Raw genomic sequence first — 15,999 nt, forward strand, 5'->3', positions numbered from 1 at the left:
AGTTTATGAATCTGGTGTTACGGCCACGGCAAAAAAACCATCACTTTTTCAGCACGGCCTTTGCTCTACACTCGGTCGCTATCGAAGCCCGCTTTCCCGGGCCAGCCAGGAGGCCCTCATGAACCGATTCAGTCTTTATGCCGCAAGCCTGTTGCTCAGCGTCCTGCCTTGGGTGGCCCAGGCCGAGGAAGCACGCGAGGGGTGCGTGGAGGTCAGCGTCGGCGGCTACAAGGCCCCCGACTACAACTGCCTGAGCCGGCAGATGGGCAACGACCCGCAAGCGGCCAAGGCCGCCCGGGCCAATGCCGAGGCGATGCGCAAACCGGTGGAAAAACGCCCGCCGAACCAGCTCGGCCTGTCGACCCCGGCTGCCACCGGCGTGCGCATGGGCAACACCTTCGGCAACTCGGTCACCCCGCAACAGCGTCCTTGAACGGCCAGAGGCTAGCGCCAGTAGCTCAGGCCGCCCATTGCCCGGCTACTTGCCGCAGTTCTTGCCGAGCCCGTTCCAGGGCTTCGCTGCGCGCCTCGGGGTTGGCGAACTGCAACGGCTGGGCATCGACGAACCGTGGATCCTGCACGCCGATGAAGGCAAAGGCGGCCCGCAGCGCCGGGGTCAGCGCATCCATCCAGGCCATGGGAGTGCCCTGGCGCAGGTCGGCGCCACGGCTGGTGAGGAACAGTACCTTCTGCCGGTTCACCTGGCCGACGATCCCGTCCGGGGTGTTCAGGTACGTCAGCTCGGTACGGGTGATGGCATCGATGAAGGCCTTGAAGGTCGAAGGCATCGACCAGTTGTACATGGGCATGGCGAACAGGCAGGCATCGGCCTGCAGCAGGCGCTGACACAAGACATCGGACGCGGCCAGGGTCTCGCGCATCTGCGGCGTGCGGGCCGCCGGCGCGGTATAGGTAGCGATGGCGAACGCCTCGGTGACGGCCGCCGGAGCCTCCCGGGCCAGGTCCAGGTAGTCGATTTCCAGGTCCAGCCCCTGCTCCTGCAACTGTTCGATGAAATAACGGCCCAGGGCACGGGAGTTGGAGCGCTCGCCCTTGGCGCTGGCGTCGACGTGAAGCAACTTCATGGGAATACCTGTATCGCAGAAAACAAGGAGGCCAGCGCGAACGCTGGATGACTGGCCGATCCCGCTGGCGGGCGATCCTGGCAAGTCCCTGTGCGGTATCGGCGCCGAACAGGCTAACGGTCGCCGCGACATTGCCCTATAGCCAATCCACGGGATTCAGGGCAGACCACTCTCAAGCCGGATACTTATACCCGCCTGTAACTTGGCGCCGACTAGATTGCGCGACCATGTTCCGCAGCAGTTCAGCAAGCAGACAGTCATGTTGCTCTATGGTGTCGGACCGATGGCCACCGCATATTTGTATATTCCGGAAGTAACGAGCGCATGAGCAACTTGATGAGACAGGTCAGCCAAAGACCTTGCCTGAGTATCTTTCTAGTAGCGCTTGCGCTGTTCATGGGCTTGCAATACAAGCCTGGAATTCTCAACTACACCACGCGCTTCGTCGACTTTGCCGACTATATGCTCCAGCACGGCATGACGCTGTTTCCCATTGCCGATGATTTGCAGCCCTACCCTGACTACACCATCGCCAACACTTTCCTCATCTACTTGTCCTCACTGCCTTTCGGCCGCCTGTCGATACTGTCGATGGGCCTGCCTTATTGCATCAGCGCGGCACTGATCCTGGTCTTCATCTACAAGCTGGGAGCGCTGCACGACAAGCAATGGGGCCTGTACGGGGTGCTCTTTGCACTGCTGACCTGGGGATTTCTGGATGCGGTCAACTCGCTGGCGCTGGATGTCTATCCCGCATTGGTCAGCGTGGCGTGCTTCTACCTGGCCTACTCCGGCCAGTTGAAGCGCCAGCCCTGGCGCCTGGCCCTGGTATTTGTCGGGCTGGCCCTGGGCTTCATGTTCCGCGGCCCCATCGGCCTGATCGGCCCGGCGATCGTGGTGGGCGGCTATTACCTGCTGAGCCGGCAGTGGCGCATGCTGTTGCTGTTCGGCCTGGTCGCGGGCCTGCTGCTCATCGTCGGCGTGGCCCTGCTGGCGTTTGCCGCCCATGTGCAGGGCGGCCCGGCCTTCATGCATGAAGTACTGATGATGCAGGGCCTGGAGCGGGTCGCCAGCGATCACAAGCCCCGCTACTACTTCTACTTCACTGGCGGCCTGATCACCTATGGCGTCACGGTATTCTTCGCCCTGAATGTCATCTTCAGGAAGTACAAGACATTCTTCGGCGCCCAGCGCCAGGCCGATAGCGAGTTGCTGCTCTACCTGGCGCTATGGTTCGTGGCGCTGATCCTGTTCTTCACCATCCCCAACTCGAAGAAGGCTCGCTATATCGTTTCCATCACCCCCGCCATCGCCTTGCTGGCCGCCTATATCTTCGTCGACAAGAACGATATGTTCGCCCGCGCCAGGAACTGGCTACTGGGGTTCTGCCTGAAGTTGCCCGCCATTGGCGCCGGGCTGGCCGTGGCAGTGTGGATATACAACTTCTACGGTGCCAAGCCGTTACAACCGAACTATCTCGGCGTATTCGCAAGCTTTGTCGTACTCACCGTGGTGCGTTACTTCGTCGACCGCAACTACTACGTACATCCCCATCGCCAGTTGATCGTCCTGGCATATGGTGTCGCGGCCTTTCTTGCCCTGGATGCGTTCTTCTTCAACCCCATCACGTTCCACCAGGAACTGGCCATAGAGCCGACCCCCAAGTTCCTGCCCTACTGGTTCTGGTGAGCTTGCCCCGGCTGGCTGGCGGCCGGGCAACTACACGAAAGACCACGGGACGAGTAACCTTGCGCCGATCAATCAGACCCGGGCATGGCAATGGAACTTCACGTAGTGATCAACGGCCGCAAGGACCTGGCCGAGCAGCTCTACCAGCAACTGCGCGGTGCCATCGACTCCGGGCGCCTGGCCGCCGGCGCCCAGTTGCCTCCCAGCCGGCTGCTGGCCGCGCAATTGGGCATCTCACGCAAGACGGTATCCGATACCTACGCCCTGCTGACCTATGAAAACTACCTGGTGGGCAAGATCGGCCGGGGCACTTTCGTCAGCCCGCGCCCAGTCAAGGCCGAACGCAAGCAGAGTGCCCAGGACCTGGCCTGCGTCCAGAGCCTGGAGCGCTGGCAGACAATCCCCTCGCCGCTGCGCCACCCGACCCTGGAAGGCACCCTGCGCTACGAATTCATCGGTGGCGCCACCACCCGCGCGCAATTCCCCCAGGACCACTGGCGCGGCTGCACCCAGGATGCCTTGCGGCGCATGGCCCAGGCCGGCGGCTTCTACAGCCAGCCGGAGGGCCTGCCGGTCTTGCGCAATGCCATAGCCGGGCACGTGGCGTTTTCCCGCGGGGTGGTGTGCACCGCCCAGGACATCGTGGTGTGCAATGGCGCGCAGCAGGCCCTGGACCTGATCGCCCGGGTGGTGCTCGAGCCAGGCAGCCTGGTGGCCATGGAGGACCCGGGCTATACCCCGGCTCGCCTGCTGTTCCAGGCCCAGGGTGCGCGGGTCGTGGGGGTGCCGGTGGATGCCGAGGGCATCGAGGTGGCGCGAATTCCCGATGGCGTGCGGCTGATCTATGTCACCCCGTCGCATCAGTTCCCCCTGGGCATGCCCATGAGCCAGGCGCGCCGCGAGGCGCTGCTGGAGCGCGCGCAACAGCTGGGGGCCATCGTCATCGAGGACGACTACGACAGTGAGTTCCGCTATGAGGGCCGGCCCACCGACTCCTTGCAGAGCCTGGACAGCCGTGGCGTGGTGGCCTACGTCGGGACCTTCTCCAAAAGCATGCTGCCCCAGCTGCGCCTGGGGTATGCGGTGCTGCCGCCGGCCATCCTGCCGGCGGTGATCAAGGCCAAGCAGCTGTGCGATTGCCATACCCCGACCCTGCCCCAATGGGCCCTGGCCAAGTTCATCGACGAGGGTTACCTGCAAAAGCACATCCGCCGCTGCCACGCGGTGTATGCCGGGCGCCGCGAGCGCATCCTGCTGCGCCTGCAGGGCGACCTGGCGCCCTGGCTGGAAGCGGTGCCCTGCACGGCGGGATTCCATATGGCCGCGCTGTGCAAGGTGCCGGTGAATATTCCGCTGCTGCTGGATCTGGCGAAGAAGGTCGAGGTGGGACTCTATTCGCTGCAGGAGTTCTTCCACGACAGCCCGGTCCGCGAGGGCTTGTTCATCGGCTTCGGCGCCATCGAGACCCTGGACATCGACCCGGCCCTGGACAAGGTGCGCGACATCCTGCAGCAGATCACCTGAGGGGCGGTGGATTGGTCTGCGTGTCTTCGCCGGGATTGGTTATAGGGCCCCCGGCGCCCAGGGCTTAGCCTGAAAGGACATTCCGATCCGCTGGAGAAACCGAAGATGAAAACCCTGACTGCCGCCCTCGCCACTCTCGCGCTGATCAGCTCTGTGGCGGCCACCGCCCACGAGCCGGTGTACGGCAAGGAGAAGCTGGCGATCCTGCAGGACCAGGCCCTGGCCAACCTGCCGGGCAAGAAGGCCATGATGCTCACCGTCGACTACGCCCCGGGCCAGGCTACCGTGCCCCACCGCCATGCCGGGGCGGCCATGGCCTACGTGCTCGAAGGCGCCATCACCTCCCGGGTCAACGATGGCCCGAGCATCACCTACCAGGCCGGGCAGTCCTGGTTCGAGCCTGCCGGTTCACAGCATCCGGTCTCGGCCAACGCCAGCCAGACCCAACCGGCCAAGCTGCTGGTGTTCATGCTGATGGACACCAAGGACGAAGTGCTGACGCCCCTGGAGCATTGATCCTGTATCGGCCACACCCACCCGTGGCCGCTGCTGAGCCGGCGAAACTGCGACAAGGCCCGCCGTCCGACAGGACAATCCCATCCCCCCGCTCCACGCCGCTGCGCGCCCCTGCACAGCCTGCGGCGGCGGCCGCACCCAGCATGTTGCAAGATTTGGTAACACTACCGGGCAAACACCCAGGTGAAACCGAATCGCCAGCATGCTGTCCCATCGCTATCGGTAACGGTCGAGGTCGCCCGATCCGGCCTTCGGGACCATCGGATTGCGCAGTGCGCTACCCTCTTCGAGCGACCTCGTACCCCTGTTTACCGGCGCGCGCATCCTGCCTGCGCAGGCTGCCGCACCTACTCAATCAAGGCTGAAAGAGCGAACCATGAAACAGAATATTCTCCTCGTTGCCGTGTGCGCCGCCCTGCTCCAGGCCTGCACTCCGGCTTCCACCTCCCATGAAGGATCGCCTTCCATGCCCGCCGCCGCCCAGCCGGCGCTCCCGGCCTATTACTGGAACCTGGTATCGGCCACCGATGCCTCGGGCAAGCCTATCGCAGCCATGGCCAAGGGCACCCAGGGCAAGCTGCGCCTGACCTTCGGCGACCAGAACCTGAACATCAGCGGCGGCTGCAACGGCCAGTTCGGTGGCTACAGCTACCAGAACGGCGTGCTGAAGGTGCAACAGCTGGCTTCGACCATGATGGCCTGCGACAAGAGCCTGATGGACCTGGACAGCGAGGTCGGTCGCCTGCTCAAGGGCGACCTGCGTACCACCGTCAGCGGCGACACTCCCGAGCCGACGCTGCAACTGACCACCCAGGACGGTTCGGTGCTCAAGTTCCAGGGCGAAGAAACCCCGGAGACCCGCTACGGCAGCCAGGGGCAGATCAAGTTCCTGGAAGTGGCCGCCAAGACCGTCAAGTGCAGCCACCCGCTGATCCCCAACCACCAGTGCCTGCAAGTGCGCGAGCGGCGCTATGACGACGCCGGCCTGCAACTGCCGACCCAGGGCACTTGGGAGCCAATGTACGACTCGATCCAGGGCTACGAGCACCACGCCGGCGTGCGTACCGTGCTGCGGGTCAAGCAATACGAGTGGAAGAACCCGCCAGCCGACGCCTCGTCGCAGGTCTATGTGCTGGACCTGGTGGTCGAGCAGGACGCCTCGGGCAAGACCAAGTAAGCACTGTTCCGGACAGGCCGGTAGCTCCGGCCTGTCATCGCTGAGCAGCCGATCACGATACCCCTCCCCATGGAAGCTGGCCGGCCCAGCATCGCAACAAACCCATGCTGGCAGCCAATGCCGCAAACAGGCGCCCGCCAATCGATCAATCGGTCACTGCTCCCATCTCTCCAGGCACCTGCTCCTGGGGAACCGCTATACAACCAACTCGATCGAGATCTTCAGCGTTGCTGTCGCATGCTCGCAACCAGCAACAACGCCGCCAGCACCAGCGTTATCAGCAAATATGGAGCATTGGGCGACCAGCGATAGAGCAGCGTGCCGATCAGCGGGCCAACCACCATGCCCAACCCCTGGGCTGCGGCGACTGTACCGGCTGCGGCTCCCTGCTCATGAGCCTCGACCGAGTCAGCGGTGAGCGCCTGAAACGATGGAAACAACAAACCCATTCCGAAGGCCGCCAGTACATGTGCGGCCAGCAGCTGCCATTGATTCTGAACCAGTGGAACCAACGCAAAGCCGATCGTCGAAACCAGTGACCCGAGCATGATCCAGCGTACCGGCAAAACCTTCCGCAAGTTCATTACCAGTGCTTGCGCGAGACCTATGCCGACGCCAAGCGCAGCCAGCACTAGCCCAGTCACCCGAGCGCCTTCGGCTGCCGACAACTGCAGTCGGTCGAAGGCGAAGAAGCCCGCCACCACCTGTGCGATGCTGATCGCTGCCGTTACCACAAGGGAAGTCAGTAATGACAGCAGCAGCCGCTCATCGCTCCAACTGAGCGACAGGCGCCGTCCCCCGCTCCTCTCCACGGCAACAGCAGCAGATGCTGGTAGCAACCACCACACCGTCAACAACGACAGCAAAGGTAGTGCTGCAGCCACGTACAGCGACAACGCCAAACCACCGTAGGCAATCCAGCCGCCCACTGCTGGACCAACCACCATCCCCAGTGCATTGGCCGCCCCCAACTGGGCCATGTAACTGGCGCGCTGTCCCGCAGGCACCAGGTCAGCGATGATCGCGGTCGCGGTCGGTAGAATTCCAGCGTAGAACAAGCCGATCAGCCCGCGAGTCGCCACCAGCACAGCAACCGAGACCAACACCGCCGGCGGATCACGCAACGCCTGGTCCACGAATAACGCCATCACCACATAGACCAGCGCATAGGCACTCAGCACGATCAACAGTACCCGACGGCGGCCAATACGATCGCCAAGCGCGCCCCAGCCACGCGCAGACAGCATCCACAACAAGCCCGATGCGGTCACCGATAGTCCTGCGTGCCATTCGGCCAGCCCCAAGGTGCGTACTATCGGTACGATCAAGGCAACGAAGGCCGTCATCGGCATGATTCCGGCAAGAGCGGTGAACACCAGGACCGACTGGCCGGAAATGGAAAGACCTGGGCTATTCAACGAAGCGCGACCAGGAAAAATCGGACAGCGCTTCGTCGAAAGTGTCGACGACTCAACGACAGTACTTTCATGCAACCATCCTTTCATCCAGGTTAGAGATCAGCACATCAACCGCTGTCCATCCGAGGCCATCGCCGCGTGTTCCAAGGCAGCGCTTGTCCCGGTGCCGCACGGTTTTCGTCTTCGACAATCCAGACTTGGAGTGACGTCCGAGCCAAGCTAACTCGATGCAACCTGAACATCCTTCAAAGGTACCCAGCCTGGTGCGTCCTGGATTTTTTCCCAAAGGTTCTGCGGAATTTCAAGCGCGCTGATTTTTGCAGGATCGAGCTCGGTTTCAACTTCACGAGCACTGTGTGCCAAGTCGACCCAGTCGGGGTCGATGATAATCCCTCGGCCGATGGCAACACCGGAAATACCCGTTTCCAGCGCCTGCTCGGCTTGCTCGGGCGTCTGAATCGCGCCGGCCGCCAGCACAGGAACCCTCCCAGCGACCCGCTCGACGACACGGGTGATGGTGAGTGCCCCATCGGGATCATCATAAGGACGATCATCCAGCAGACTGGCAAGCGAGACATGGATGTAATCCACCCCCTGCTCCAGAAGACGATCGACAAATGCAAATGTCTGGTCGATCCGGTAACCATCCGATTCTTCAGGAGACAGACGGACCCCAAGCACGAATGGCCGATCGGCATGCAAAGCGATCACGTGGCTCACTTGCGTCACGATCGCGAGCGGGAAACGCATCCGGTTCTCCAACGAGCCACCCCATTTGTCCTGCCTGATATTGGCGGTGGGCGAGAGGAAGTTCTGCATCAGGAGACCGTGCGCTGCATGCAGTTCGATGCCATCGAACCCGGCTTCGATAGCCCGCCGTGTTGCATCGCCGAAGGCTTCTACGATCTGCTCGATTTCATCGGCTTGCAATGCCCGCGGCGTGAGCGCCAGGCTGAACGACGAAGCTATCGTGGGAACAGCACTGGCACTGACCACATCGCCATTGGGAACGAGCTCCGGTCGAGCCTTGTTCCCGGCGTGGTAGAGCTGAAGGATCGCCGGGGCACCACCACTTTTTGCCGCCATTGCAAGCCGTCTCAGACCAGGGATGAAGCAATCATCCGTTGCTGAGAAACCGTTAGGGAACCCGATGCCACTCGCGGTGACCTGTGCACATCCTGTAATGACCAGGCCAATGTCCTTCGCCCGGCGTCGATAATAGGCTTCTTCGGCGGTGGAGACCTGTAGATCCTCAGTGGCTGACCAAGTGGTCATGGGCGACATCACGACACGGTTGCGCAACGTGATGCCATCGGCAAGTGCGAGAGGTTCAAACAACTTGGAATGTAAACGACTCATGGTGTTCTCTGTTTACCTGGAATCGATTGATTAGAAGATTCACCTGGACGAAGGCGCATCCGGCATGTTGCATGCTGACCTCCTGCAGCACTGCGCACCTAGCGTGACAGGGCTCTGGCACGGCATCGGCCGATACGAACAAGCCGACTCTGCCCTGCTGGTGGAACAAGAAATTGGTTGGTATCTGGGCAATTTCTTGTGCCTTGCCCGACCGTTCAGGGTGCGCCCCAAGTGCTCCTGCATGAGCCTGGCTCAGCGCAGGCAGGCCAGCGCGTAAGTCTTGATATTGGAGAACGCATCCATGCCGGTGCTTCCCAGTTCGCGGCCGACGCCAGAGGCATTGGTGCCACCAAACGGTATCTCGATCGGCGCCCCAAGATATTGGTTGATGCCCACCATCCCGGTGTCCAATGCCTGCGCGACCCAGTTTGCTTCCTCGAGATCCAGGCCATAAACCGTGCCACCGAGGCCATATGGATTGTGATTGGCCAGCGCGACTGCTTCCTCGGCACCGGCAACGCGATAAATGATGCCGACGGGACCAAAAGCCTCCTCGCGATGGAGCCGCATGTCGGGGGTGATTCCGGCCAGGACCGCTGGTTTGAAGTAGGCGCCCGCCCCGAACATGCGTCCACCCTCGACCAATACCTTTGCCCCCTTGGCGATGGCGTCATCGTATTGCGCCTGCAGCGTGTCAACGGCCATGGGACTGGACAGCGGGCCTAATGTGGTTTGCCGATCCAGTGGGTCACCGATCCTCTGGTTCCGGAAAATCTCGCTGTAGGCATTGATGAATGCGTCAGCCACCTTTTCGGTCACGATGACGCGCTTGGGTGAAATGCAGATTTGCCCTCCCAGCGCCAGCCGGCACATAGCTGCCGTAGCGGCGGCGGCAACCACGTCGGCAGAATCAAGCACGATGAACGGATCCGATCCGCCCAGTTCGAGCACCATCGGTTTGATATGCCGTCCGGCTTGTTCGCCGATCACCGCTCCAGCGCGGTCCGAGCCGGTCAACGTCACTCCTCGCACACGAGGGTCGGCGATGTAGTTCCAGATCTGCTCTTTGGAGGCAAGGGCAACCTGGAACACCGACTCGGGAAATCCTGCCTCGGTAAAAAGCCCTTCCAGCATGAGGGTCGATCCGGCAGTGATCTCGGCAGGCTTGAGCACGATGGTGTTGCCCAGCATCAAGTTGGGCGCGGCCGCCCGCATGGCCTGGTACAGCGGTCCATTCCAAGGCTCGATGCAAACGATGGCGCCAACAGGCTCGCGTCGTGTGTAGACCCTGGAAAAACCCGAGACCGCCACAGGTGAATCAGACAAGAGTTCCACAGCATGATCGGCGTAATACCGAAGCATGGCCGAAGGCATTCTGACCTCGAATTTCGCTTGCTCCAGCGGCTTCCCCATCTCGACGGTAATCTGCCTGGCCAATCGATCGATGTTGGCATCGATGATGTTGGCTAGATTCCGGAACAGTTCGATTCGACGTGAAAGCGGCTCGCTGCGCCACGCCAGATATGCTTCGTGCGCCTCCTCGAGCAGAAGGCGTGCCCGCGCATCGTTGAGGGTCGCATATTCCTGAAGTAGCTCGCCGGTCGCAGGATTGAACGTGCGATAGTTATTCATTGCCAGGCGAGAAGTCATATCGGGATGGAGTGTGGCCATAATGGAAGTCCTTGAGTGCGAAGTTCAGTGGTGTGGACTCCAGCGACGCTTCAGAAGAATCCAATTTTCCGAAGGCAGTATTTCCGGACTGAGACCGCCAAGGGCTGTGAAGAACTGCCTAGAACTTTATGGGCGCGAGCTGGCCTTGGGAACGAACAAACGTCCGAGTTTTTCACCCGATCCTGCAATCTGCTCTCGGCCACCGGTTACCGCAAACCACCACGGGAAGGATTGGGCGTAGCCCAGCGAACTACCAGGCCAGAAGCCATCGTGAAATGAAAAAAGCCCCGTATCTTGCGATACGGGGCTTTTGCGTTGCAGCGGGGTCGGTGGCTTACAGGCCCGACTGGCCGCTCATGGCCAGGTCCAGCAGTTCCCGGTTGGCCACTGCGTACATGGCGTAGTCGGTGCCGCTGGCGGCACGGATTTCCACCATCATCGCGCGCCAGCGCTCGACCATGCTCAGGTTCTGCTCAAGCCACAGGGCCACGCGGGCTTCCATGTCTTGCGGCGCATCGGCCATTTGCAGGACCGAGATGGTGATCGCCCGCTGCTGCCAGTCCACATCGTCGCGGAAGGCTTCGCGTGCCTGGGCCTGCCAGTTGTTGGCCACCGGCAGATCGCTGATCTGCTGCAGGTACCACGGCAGGTCCAGGGCACTGCCCACGGCGAAGTAGGCCTTGGCCACATCGGCGGCGTCGTGCCCGGTGACGTCGGCAGCCTCGATGATCGGCAGCAGGGTGTACAGGTGGGTCGTACCGGCCACCATGCGTGCCAGCAACTCCGGTACGCCAGCCTCGACATAGGCGGTGTAGCGCGACTGCCAGCCTTCACGGGTCGGACCTTCGAGCAGCTCGTCGAGCTTCAGGCCCAGGGCTGCCAGGTGCGGACCGAAATGCGCCACGTCACGGGCGGCATCCTGCTCGTTGCGACGGCTACGCAGGAACCAGCGGGTGGCCCGACGACCCAGGCGCATCAGCTCGTCCATCAGCTCCAGCTGCACCTGTGCCGAGACCTGGTGATCCAGGGCCTCGATCTGGCGGAACCAGTGCGGCAGGTGGAAGATGTCGCGCACGATCACATAGGCGCCGGCCACGTTGGCCGGGCTCATGCCGGTGGACTCCTTCAAGCGCTGCACGAAGGTGATGCCCATGTGGTTGACCAGGTCGTTGGCGATCTGGGTGCTGACGATCTCGCGCTTCAGGCGGTGACGGCGCATGGCTTCGGCGAACTTGCTGACCAGGGTCGGCGGGAACGCGGTTTCCATGTCACGGGTCAGGTAGTCGTCATCCGGCACCAGGGAGCCCAGCAGCTGCTCCTTGAGATCGATCTTGCTGTAGGAGATCAGCACCGACAGCTCCGGACGGGTCAGGCCCTTGCCAGCGGCGACGCGCTCATTGAGCTGCTCTTCGCTGGGCAGGAACTCGATGGCCCGGTCCAGCTTGCCACGGCCTTCCAGGTCGCCCATCAGGCGCTTGTACTCGGCGATCCGCTCGTAGGCGCGACGCGCAGCCAGGGACAGGGCCTGGGTCTGCTTGTAGTTGTTGCCCAGGACCAGGCCCGCCACTTCGTCGGTCATGCTCGCCAGCAGCTGGTTGCGCTGCTTGTCGGTCATGTCGCCGGCCTGCACCACTTCGTTGAGCAGGATCTTGATGTTCACTTCGTGGTCGGAGCAGTCCACGCCACCGGCGTTGTCGATGAAGTCGGTGTTGGAGCCGCCGCCGTTGAGGCCGAACTCGACGCGACCCAGCTGGGTCATGCCCAGGTTGCCGCCCTCGCCCACCACCTTGCAGCGCAGTTCGTTGCCGTTGACCCGCAGGGCGTCGTTGGCCTTGTCGCCGACATCGGCGTGGCTTTCGCTGCTGGCCTTGACGTAGGTGCCGATGCCGCCGTTCCACAACAGGTCCACCGGCGCCTTGAGCAAGGCGTTGAGCAGCTCGGTCGGGGTCAGCTTGTCGGCCTGGATGTCGAAGCGTTCCTTCATCTGCGGCGAAATGGCGATGCTCTTCGCGCTACGGGAGAAGATGCCGCCACCCTCGGACATGATGCTGGCGTCGTAATCGCTCCAGGCCGAGCGCGGCAGGTCGAACAGGCGCTTGCGCTCGACGAAGCTGGTGGCCGGATCCGGATTCGGGTCGACGAAGATGTGCAGGTGGTTGAACGCCGCCACCAGTTGCAGCTTGTCGGACATCAGCAGGCCGTTGCCGAACACGTCGCCGGCCATGTCGCCCACGCCCACCACGCTGATCGGGTCTTCCTGGACGTTGATGCCACGCTCGCGGAAGTGGCGCTGCACGCCGACCCAGGCGCCACGGGCGGTGATGCCCATCTTCTTGTGGTCGTAGCCGGCCGAACCACCGGAGGCGAAGGCGTCGCCGAGCCAGAAGCCGTAGTCGATGGCGATGCTGTTGGCGATGTCGGAGAAGGTCGCGGTGCCCTTGTCGGCCGCCACCACCAGGTACGGATCATCGTCGTCGTGGCGAACCACGTTGGCCGGCGGCACCACGCCACCGTCCTTGAGGTTGTCGGTGATGTCCAGCAGGCCGGAGATGAAGATGCGGTAGCACGCTACGCCTTCGGCGGCGATCTCGTCACGGCTGCCGCCCAGCGGCAGGCGGCGCGGCAGGAAGCCACCCTTGGCGCCCACCGGCACGATCACCGAGTTCTTCACTTGCTGGGCTTTTACCAGGCCCAGGACTTCGGTACGGAAGTCTTCCTCGCGATCCGACCAGCGCAGGCCGCCGCGAGCGACGTTGCCGAAGCGCAAGTGCACGCCCTCGACCCGCGGCGAGTAGACGAAGATCTCGAACTTCGGCACTGGCTTGGGCAGCTCGGGGATCAGCTTCGGATTGAACTTGAAGCTGAAGTACGACTTGTTCTGGCCGTTGGCATCGGGCTGGTAGAAGTTGGTGCGCAGGGTGGCCTTGATCAGGTCCAGGTAGCGCCGCAGGATGCGGTCCTCGTTGAGCACCTGGACATCGTCCAGGGCGGTGAGGATCGCCTGCTCCAGGCGCTGCTGCTTGTCGTCCAGGTCTTCCTGGGTCAGCTTGCGGGCCAGGTAGAAGCGGGTCTTGAACAACCGGGTCAGCTCGCGGGCGATATCGGTGTGGTTGTTCAGGGTGCTGGCGATGTAGCCCAGGTCGAAACCGAGGCGGATCTGCTTCAGGTAGCGGGCGTAGGCACGCAGCAGCGCCACGTCGCGCCATGGCAGGCCGGCGGTCAGCACCAGGCGGTTGAAGGCGTCGTTCTCGGCGTCGCCGCTGACGATGTGGACGAAAGCGTCCTGCAGCGTGTCGTTGAGCTGCTGGATGTCCAGGTCCAGGCCTTCGGCGGCGGTGAAGGCGAAGTCGTGGATCCAGAACTCGCGGCCATTGTTGTGGCGCAGGCGATACGGGAACTCACCCAGGACCCGCAGGCCGAGGTTTTCCAGGATCGGCAGCACGTCGGACAGCGCCAGCGGGGTATCGGCGTGGTACAGCTTGCAGTGCAGCTCGCGCTGGCCGGTCACCTGGCCCAGTGGCTGGTAGAAGCTCATCACCAGCGGGTTGCTTTCGCTCAGGCTCAGCAGGTGCTGCATGTCCACCACCGCCGAGTGGGCGGCGAAACGCTCGCGGTAGCCGGCCGGGAAACCTTTCGGGAAGTCAGCCAGGACGTTGGTGCCGTGGGCTTCGCCGAAGCTCTCGACCACCAGGCTGGCGTAGTCGTCCTGCCAGCTGCGGCAGGCCTGCACCACTTCGCGCTCCAGCAGCAGCGGATCGATGTCGATGCGCTGCTTCGGGTCGACCCGCAGGATCAGTTGCACGCGGGCAAGGACCGACTCGGAGAAGAAGGTCCAGAACTCGCAGTCGGTGGCCTGCAGGCGTTCCATCAGGACCTGCTGGATCTTCTGCCGCACTTCGGTGGAATAGATGTCGCGCGGCACGTAGGCCAGGCAGTAGCAGAAACGGCCGTACGGGTCCTTGCGCAGGAATACCCGGATCTTGTTGCGTTCCTGGATCTGCACGATGGACATCACGGTGCTGAACAGCTCGTCCACCGGCGTCTGGAACAGATCGTCACGGGGCAGCACTTCCAGGACCTGGGCCAGTTCCTTGCCCAGGTGGGCCTTGGGCTGGAAGCCGGAGCGTTGCTCGATGACCTCGACCTTGCGGCGGATGTACGGGATCACCCGCACGCTCTCGCCATACACCGAGGAGGTGTAGAGGCCCATGAAGCGGCATTCCTTGATCACCTTGCCGTCGGCATCGATCTGGCGGATCGACACGAAATCCGGGTAGGCCGGGCGATGCACGCGGCTGGGCAGCGACGCCTTGGCGAACGACAGCGGCGTCGGTTCGCGCAGGTAGTTCACGGCATAGTCTTCGATATGCAGGTCGTCGCCGGTGAGGCCGGCGCGCAGCAGCTTGGCCAGGCCCAGGAAGGAGTTCGGGTCATACTCGATATGCCCGCCGTCCTGGTCGGCACCGACCACGAATTCCTCGTAGCCCAGGAAGGTGAAGTGGTTGTCCACCAGCCACTCGAGGAAGCTCTTGATCTCGGACTTCTCGTCGGCAGCGATGGCGAACTGGCTGTTGTCGATGCTCTGGATCAGCTCCTGGACCTTGGCCTTCATCGGCTCGAAGTCGGCTACGGCGACACGCACCTCGCCCAGCACCTGCTCCAGCTCCTTGCCCAGCACGCTCAGTTCGGCGGCGTTGGCGCAGCGGTCGATCTCCAGGTACATCAGCGACTCTTTCTGCACGCCTTCGCCCTGGGTGCCCTTGGGCAGGATTTCCAGCAGCTCGCCCTTGCTGCCGCGACGCACGCTGAGTACCGCGGTCTGCAGGGTGTGGATGCTGTAGCCGCGACGGTTGAGCTCGGTACGGACCGAGTCCACCAGGAATGGCAGGTCATGGTGCAGGACTTCCACCGCGGTGTGGGTCGACTGCCAGCCATGACGTTCGTAATCGGGGTTGTAGACGCGCACTTGCGGTTGCGCGTGATCGAAGCGCTCAAGCAGGCGCCAGGCAGAGAGGGTGCAGCCCGCCAGGTCGGACATGCGACGCTGGGTGAGTTCGTCCAGGGAAATGATGCCGAAGAATTGTTCAGCGAACAGCGCCACTTGTGGCAGTGCCTGTTCACTGATGTGCTGCGCCAGTGCCGCTTGCAGTTGGTGCTGGAAGTCGGCCTTGCTGGCTGCGGTGAAGAACGCCATCTGTGGTACTCCGCTTGGGCTTGTTATTGATGGTAGCGTCGTGTTCGGCCCCGCTGGGGGGGCGCCGGCGCATCCTGTTCCTGAATCTCGGGCAGAGGTTGCAGGATGCCTGGTGAATGAAGCTGGACGAGACGCGCAGGTCACATTCACTCCTTCCCGGGATGGGCATCGGCCAGGGCGAACGGGGCAATGCCCTGGCAGGTGATCATCACAAAACAGACGCAACCTATTGCACTTGAGAACAAATTGTCCGCTGCGCAGCTTAACGAGTGCGATGCGACAGCTGCTTGCGATGCTGCGACATATTCGGTCAAAGGCACGCAACCGGGCAGTCACGCCCAGAACAACACTAGCAGCAGCTGGCGG

At 62.6% G+C, this 15,999-nt stretch carries 10 protein-coding genes; 5 read left to right on the plus strand and 5 right to left on the minus strand.

Features of this window, described 5'->3' with window-relative positions:
• Window positions 1-118 precede the first annotated feature (118 nt).
• Window positions 119-433, plus strand: coding sequence for a hypothetical protein (locus tag CAG11_RS24385; protein ID WP_085598304.1), 315 nt, complete (start codon window positions 119-121; stop codon window positions 431-433).
• A gap of 25 nt (window positions 434-458) precedes the next feature.
• On the opposite strand, the gene CAG11_RS24390 is transcribed toward CAG11_RS24385, so the two are convergent.
• Entirely contained in the window at window positions 459-1,085 is a 627-nt protein-coding gene (locus CAG11_RS24390) for an FMN-dependent NADH-azoreductase (protein WP_085598306.1), read from the minus strand.
• Between the two features lie 324 nt (window positions 1,086-1,409).
• Between CAG11_RS24390 and CAG11_RS24395 the strand changes: the two genes are divergently transcribed.
• The 4 genes from CAG11_RS24395 to CAG11_RS24410 all read left to right on the plus strand — a co-directional run bounded on the left by CAG11_RS24395 (window position 1,410) and on the right by CAG11_RS24410 (window position 5,991).
• Window positions 1,410-2,774 (plus strand): glycosyltransferase family 39 protein, encoded by a 1,365-nt coding sequence (locus CAG11_RS24395; RefSeq protein ID WP_085598308.1) that lies wholly within the window; start codon window positions 1,410-1,412, stop codon window positions 2,772-2,774.
• A gap of 90 nt (window positions 2,775-2,864) precedes the next feature.
• Window positions 2,865-4,298: a PLP-dependent aminotransferase family protein gene (locus CAG11_RS24400; RefSeq protein ID WP_085598310.1), complete on the plus strand. Its 1,434-nt coding sequence runs from the start codon at window positions 2,865-2,867 to the stop codon at window positions 4,296-4,298.
• Between the two features lie 105 nt (window positions 4,299-4,403).
• Complete coding sequence (locus CAG11_RS24405) at window positions 4,404-4,814, plus strand: cupin domain-containing protein (protein WP_085598312.1); 411 nt, start codon at window positions 4,404-4,406, stop codon at window positions 4,812-4,814.
• Window positions 4,815-5,190: 376 nt separating this feature from the next.
• A complete protein-coding gene (locus tag CAG11_RS24410; protein WP_085598314.1) occupies window positions 5,191-5,991 on the plus strand; it encodes an META and DUF4377 domain-containing protein in 801 nt (266 codons plus the stop codon).
• Between the two features lie 221 nt (window positions 5,992-6,212).
• Here the strand turns inward: CAG11_RS24410 and CAG11_RS24415 are convergent, their stop codons facing one another.
• The 4 genes from CAG11_RS24415 to CAG11_RS24435 all read right to left on the minus strand — a co-directional run bounded on the left by CAG11_RS24415 (window position 6,213) and on the right by CAG11_RS24435 (window position 15,633).
• Window positions 6,213-7,409, minus strand: a complete 1,197-nt coding sequence (locus CAG11_RS24415) for an MFS transporter (protein WP_085598316.1) — start codon at window positions 7,407-7,409, stop codon at window positions 6,213-6,215.
• A 219-nt stretch (window positions 7,410-7,628) separates the two neighbouring features.
• Entirely contained in the window at window positions 7,629-8,768 is a 1,140-nt protein-coding gene (locus CAG11_RS24420; RefSeq protein WP_085598318.1) for an NADH-dependent flavin oxidoreductase, read from the minus strand.
• A 252-nt stretch (window positions 8,769-9,020) separates the two neighbouring features.
• A complete protein-coding gene (locus CAG11_RS24430; RefSeq protein ID WP_218191785.1) occupies window positions 9,021-10,439 on the minus strand; it encodes an aldehyde dehydrogenase family protein in 1,419 nt (472 codons plus the stop codon).
• Between the two features lie 334 nt (window positions 10,440-10,773).
• Complete coding sequence (locus CAG11_RS24435; RefSeq protein ID WP_085598322.1) at window positions 10,774-15,633, minus strand: NAD-glutamate dehydrogenase; 4,860 nt, start codon at window positions 15,631-15,633, stop codon at window positions 10,774-10,776.
• Between the last annotated feature and the right edge of the window lie 366 nt (window positions 15,634-15,999).

It is taken from the genome of Pseudomonas sp. B6(2017), from assembly GCF_002112765.1.
Classification (GTDB): domain Bacteria; phylum Pseudomonadota; class Gammaproteobacteria; order Pseudomonadales; family Pseudomonadaceae; genus Aquipseudomonas; species Aquipseudomonas piscis.

Excerpts from the sequence above, each read along its gene's own strand:
- CAG11_RS24400 (WP_085598310.1), top strand. The coding sequence starts at position 2,865 with ATGGAACTTCACGTAGTGATCAACGGCCGCAAGGACCTGGCCGAGCAG.
- CAG11_RS24395 (WP_085598308.1), top strand. The coding sequence starts at position 1,410 with ATGAGCAACTTGATGAGACAGGTCAGCCAAAGACCTTGCCTGAGTATC.
- CAG11_RS24385 (WP_085598304.1), top strand. The coding sequence starts at position 119 with ATGAACCGATTCAGTCTTTATGCCGCAAGCCTGTTGCTCAGCGTCCTG.
- CAG11_RS24405 (WP_085598312.1), top strand. The coding sequence starts at position 4,404 with ATGAAAACCCTGACTGCCGCCCTCGCCACTCTCGCGCTGATCAGCTCT.
- CAG11_RS24410 (WP_085598314.1), top strand. The coding sequence starts at position 5,191 with ATGAAACAGAATATTCTCCTCGTTGCCGTGTGCGCCGCCCTGCTCCAG.
- CAG11_RS24430 (WP_218191785.1), bottom strand. The coding sequence starts at position 10,439 with ATGGCCACACTCCATCCCGATATGACTTCTCGCCTGGCAATGAATAAC.
- CAG11_RS24435 (WP_085598322.1), bottom strand. The coding sequence starts at position 15,633 with ATGGCGTTCTTCACCGCAGCCAGCAAGGCCGACTTCCAGCACCAACTG.
- CAG11_RS24390 (WP_085598306.1), bottom strand. The coding sequence starts at position 1,085 with ATGAAGTTGCTTCACGTCGACGCCAGCGCCAAGGGCGAGCGCTCCAAC.
- CAG11_RS24420 (WP_085598318.1), bottom strand. The coding sequence starts at position 8,768 with ATGAGTCGTTTACATTCCAAGTTGTTTGAACCTCTCGCACTTGCCGAT.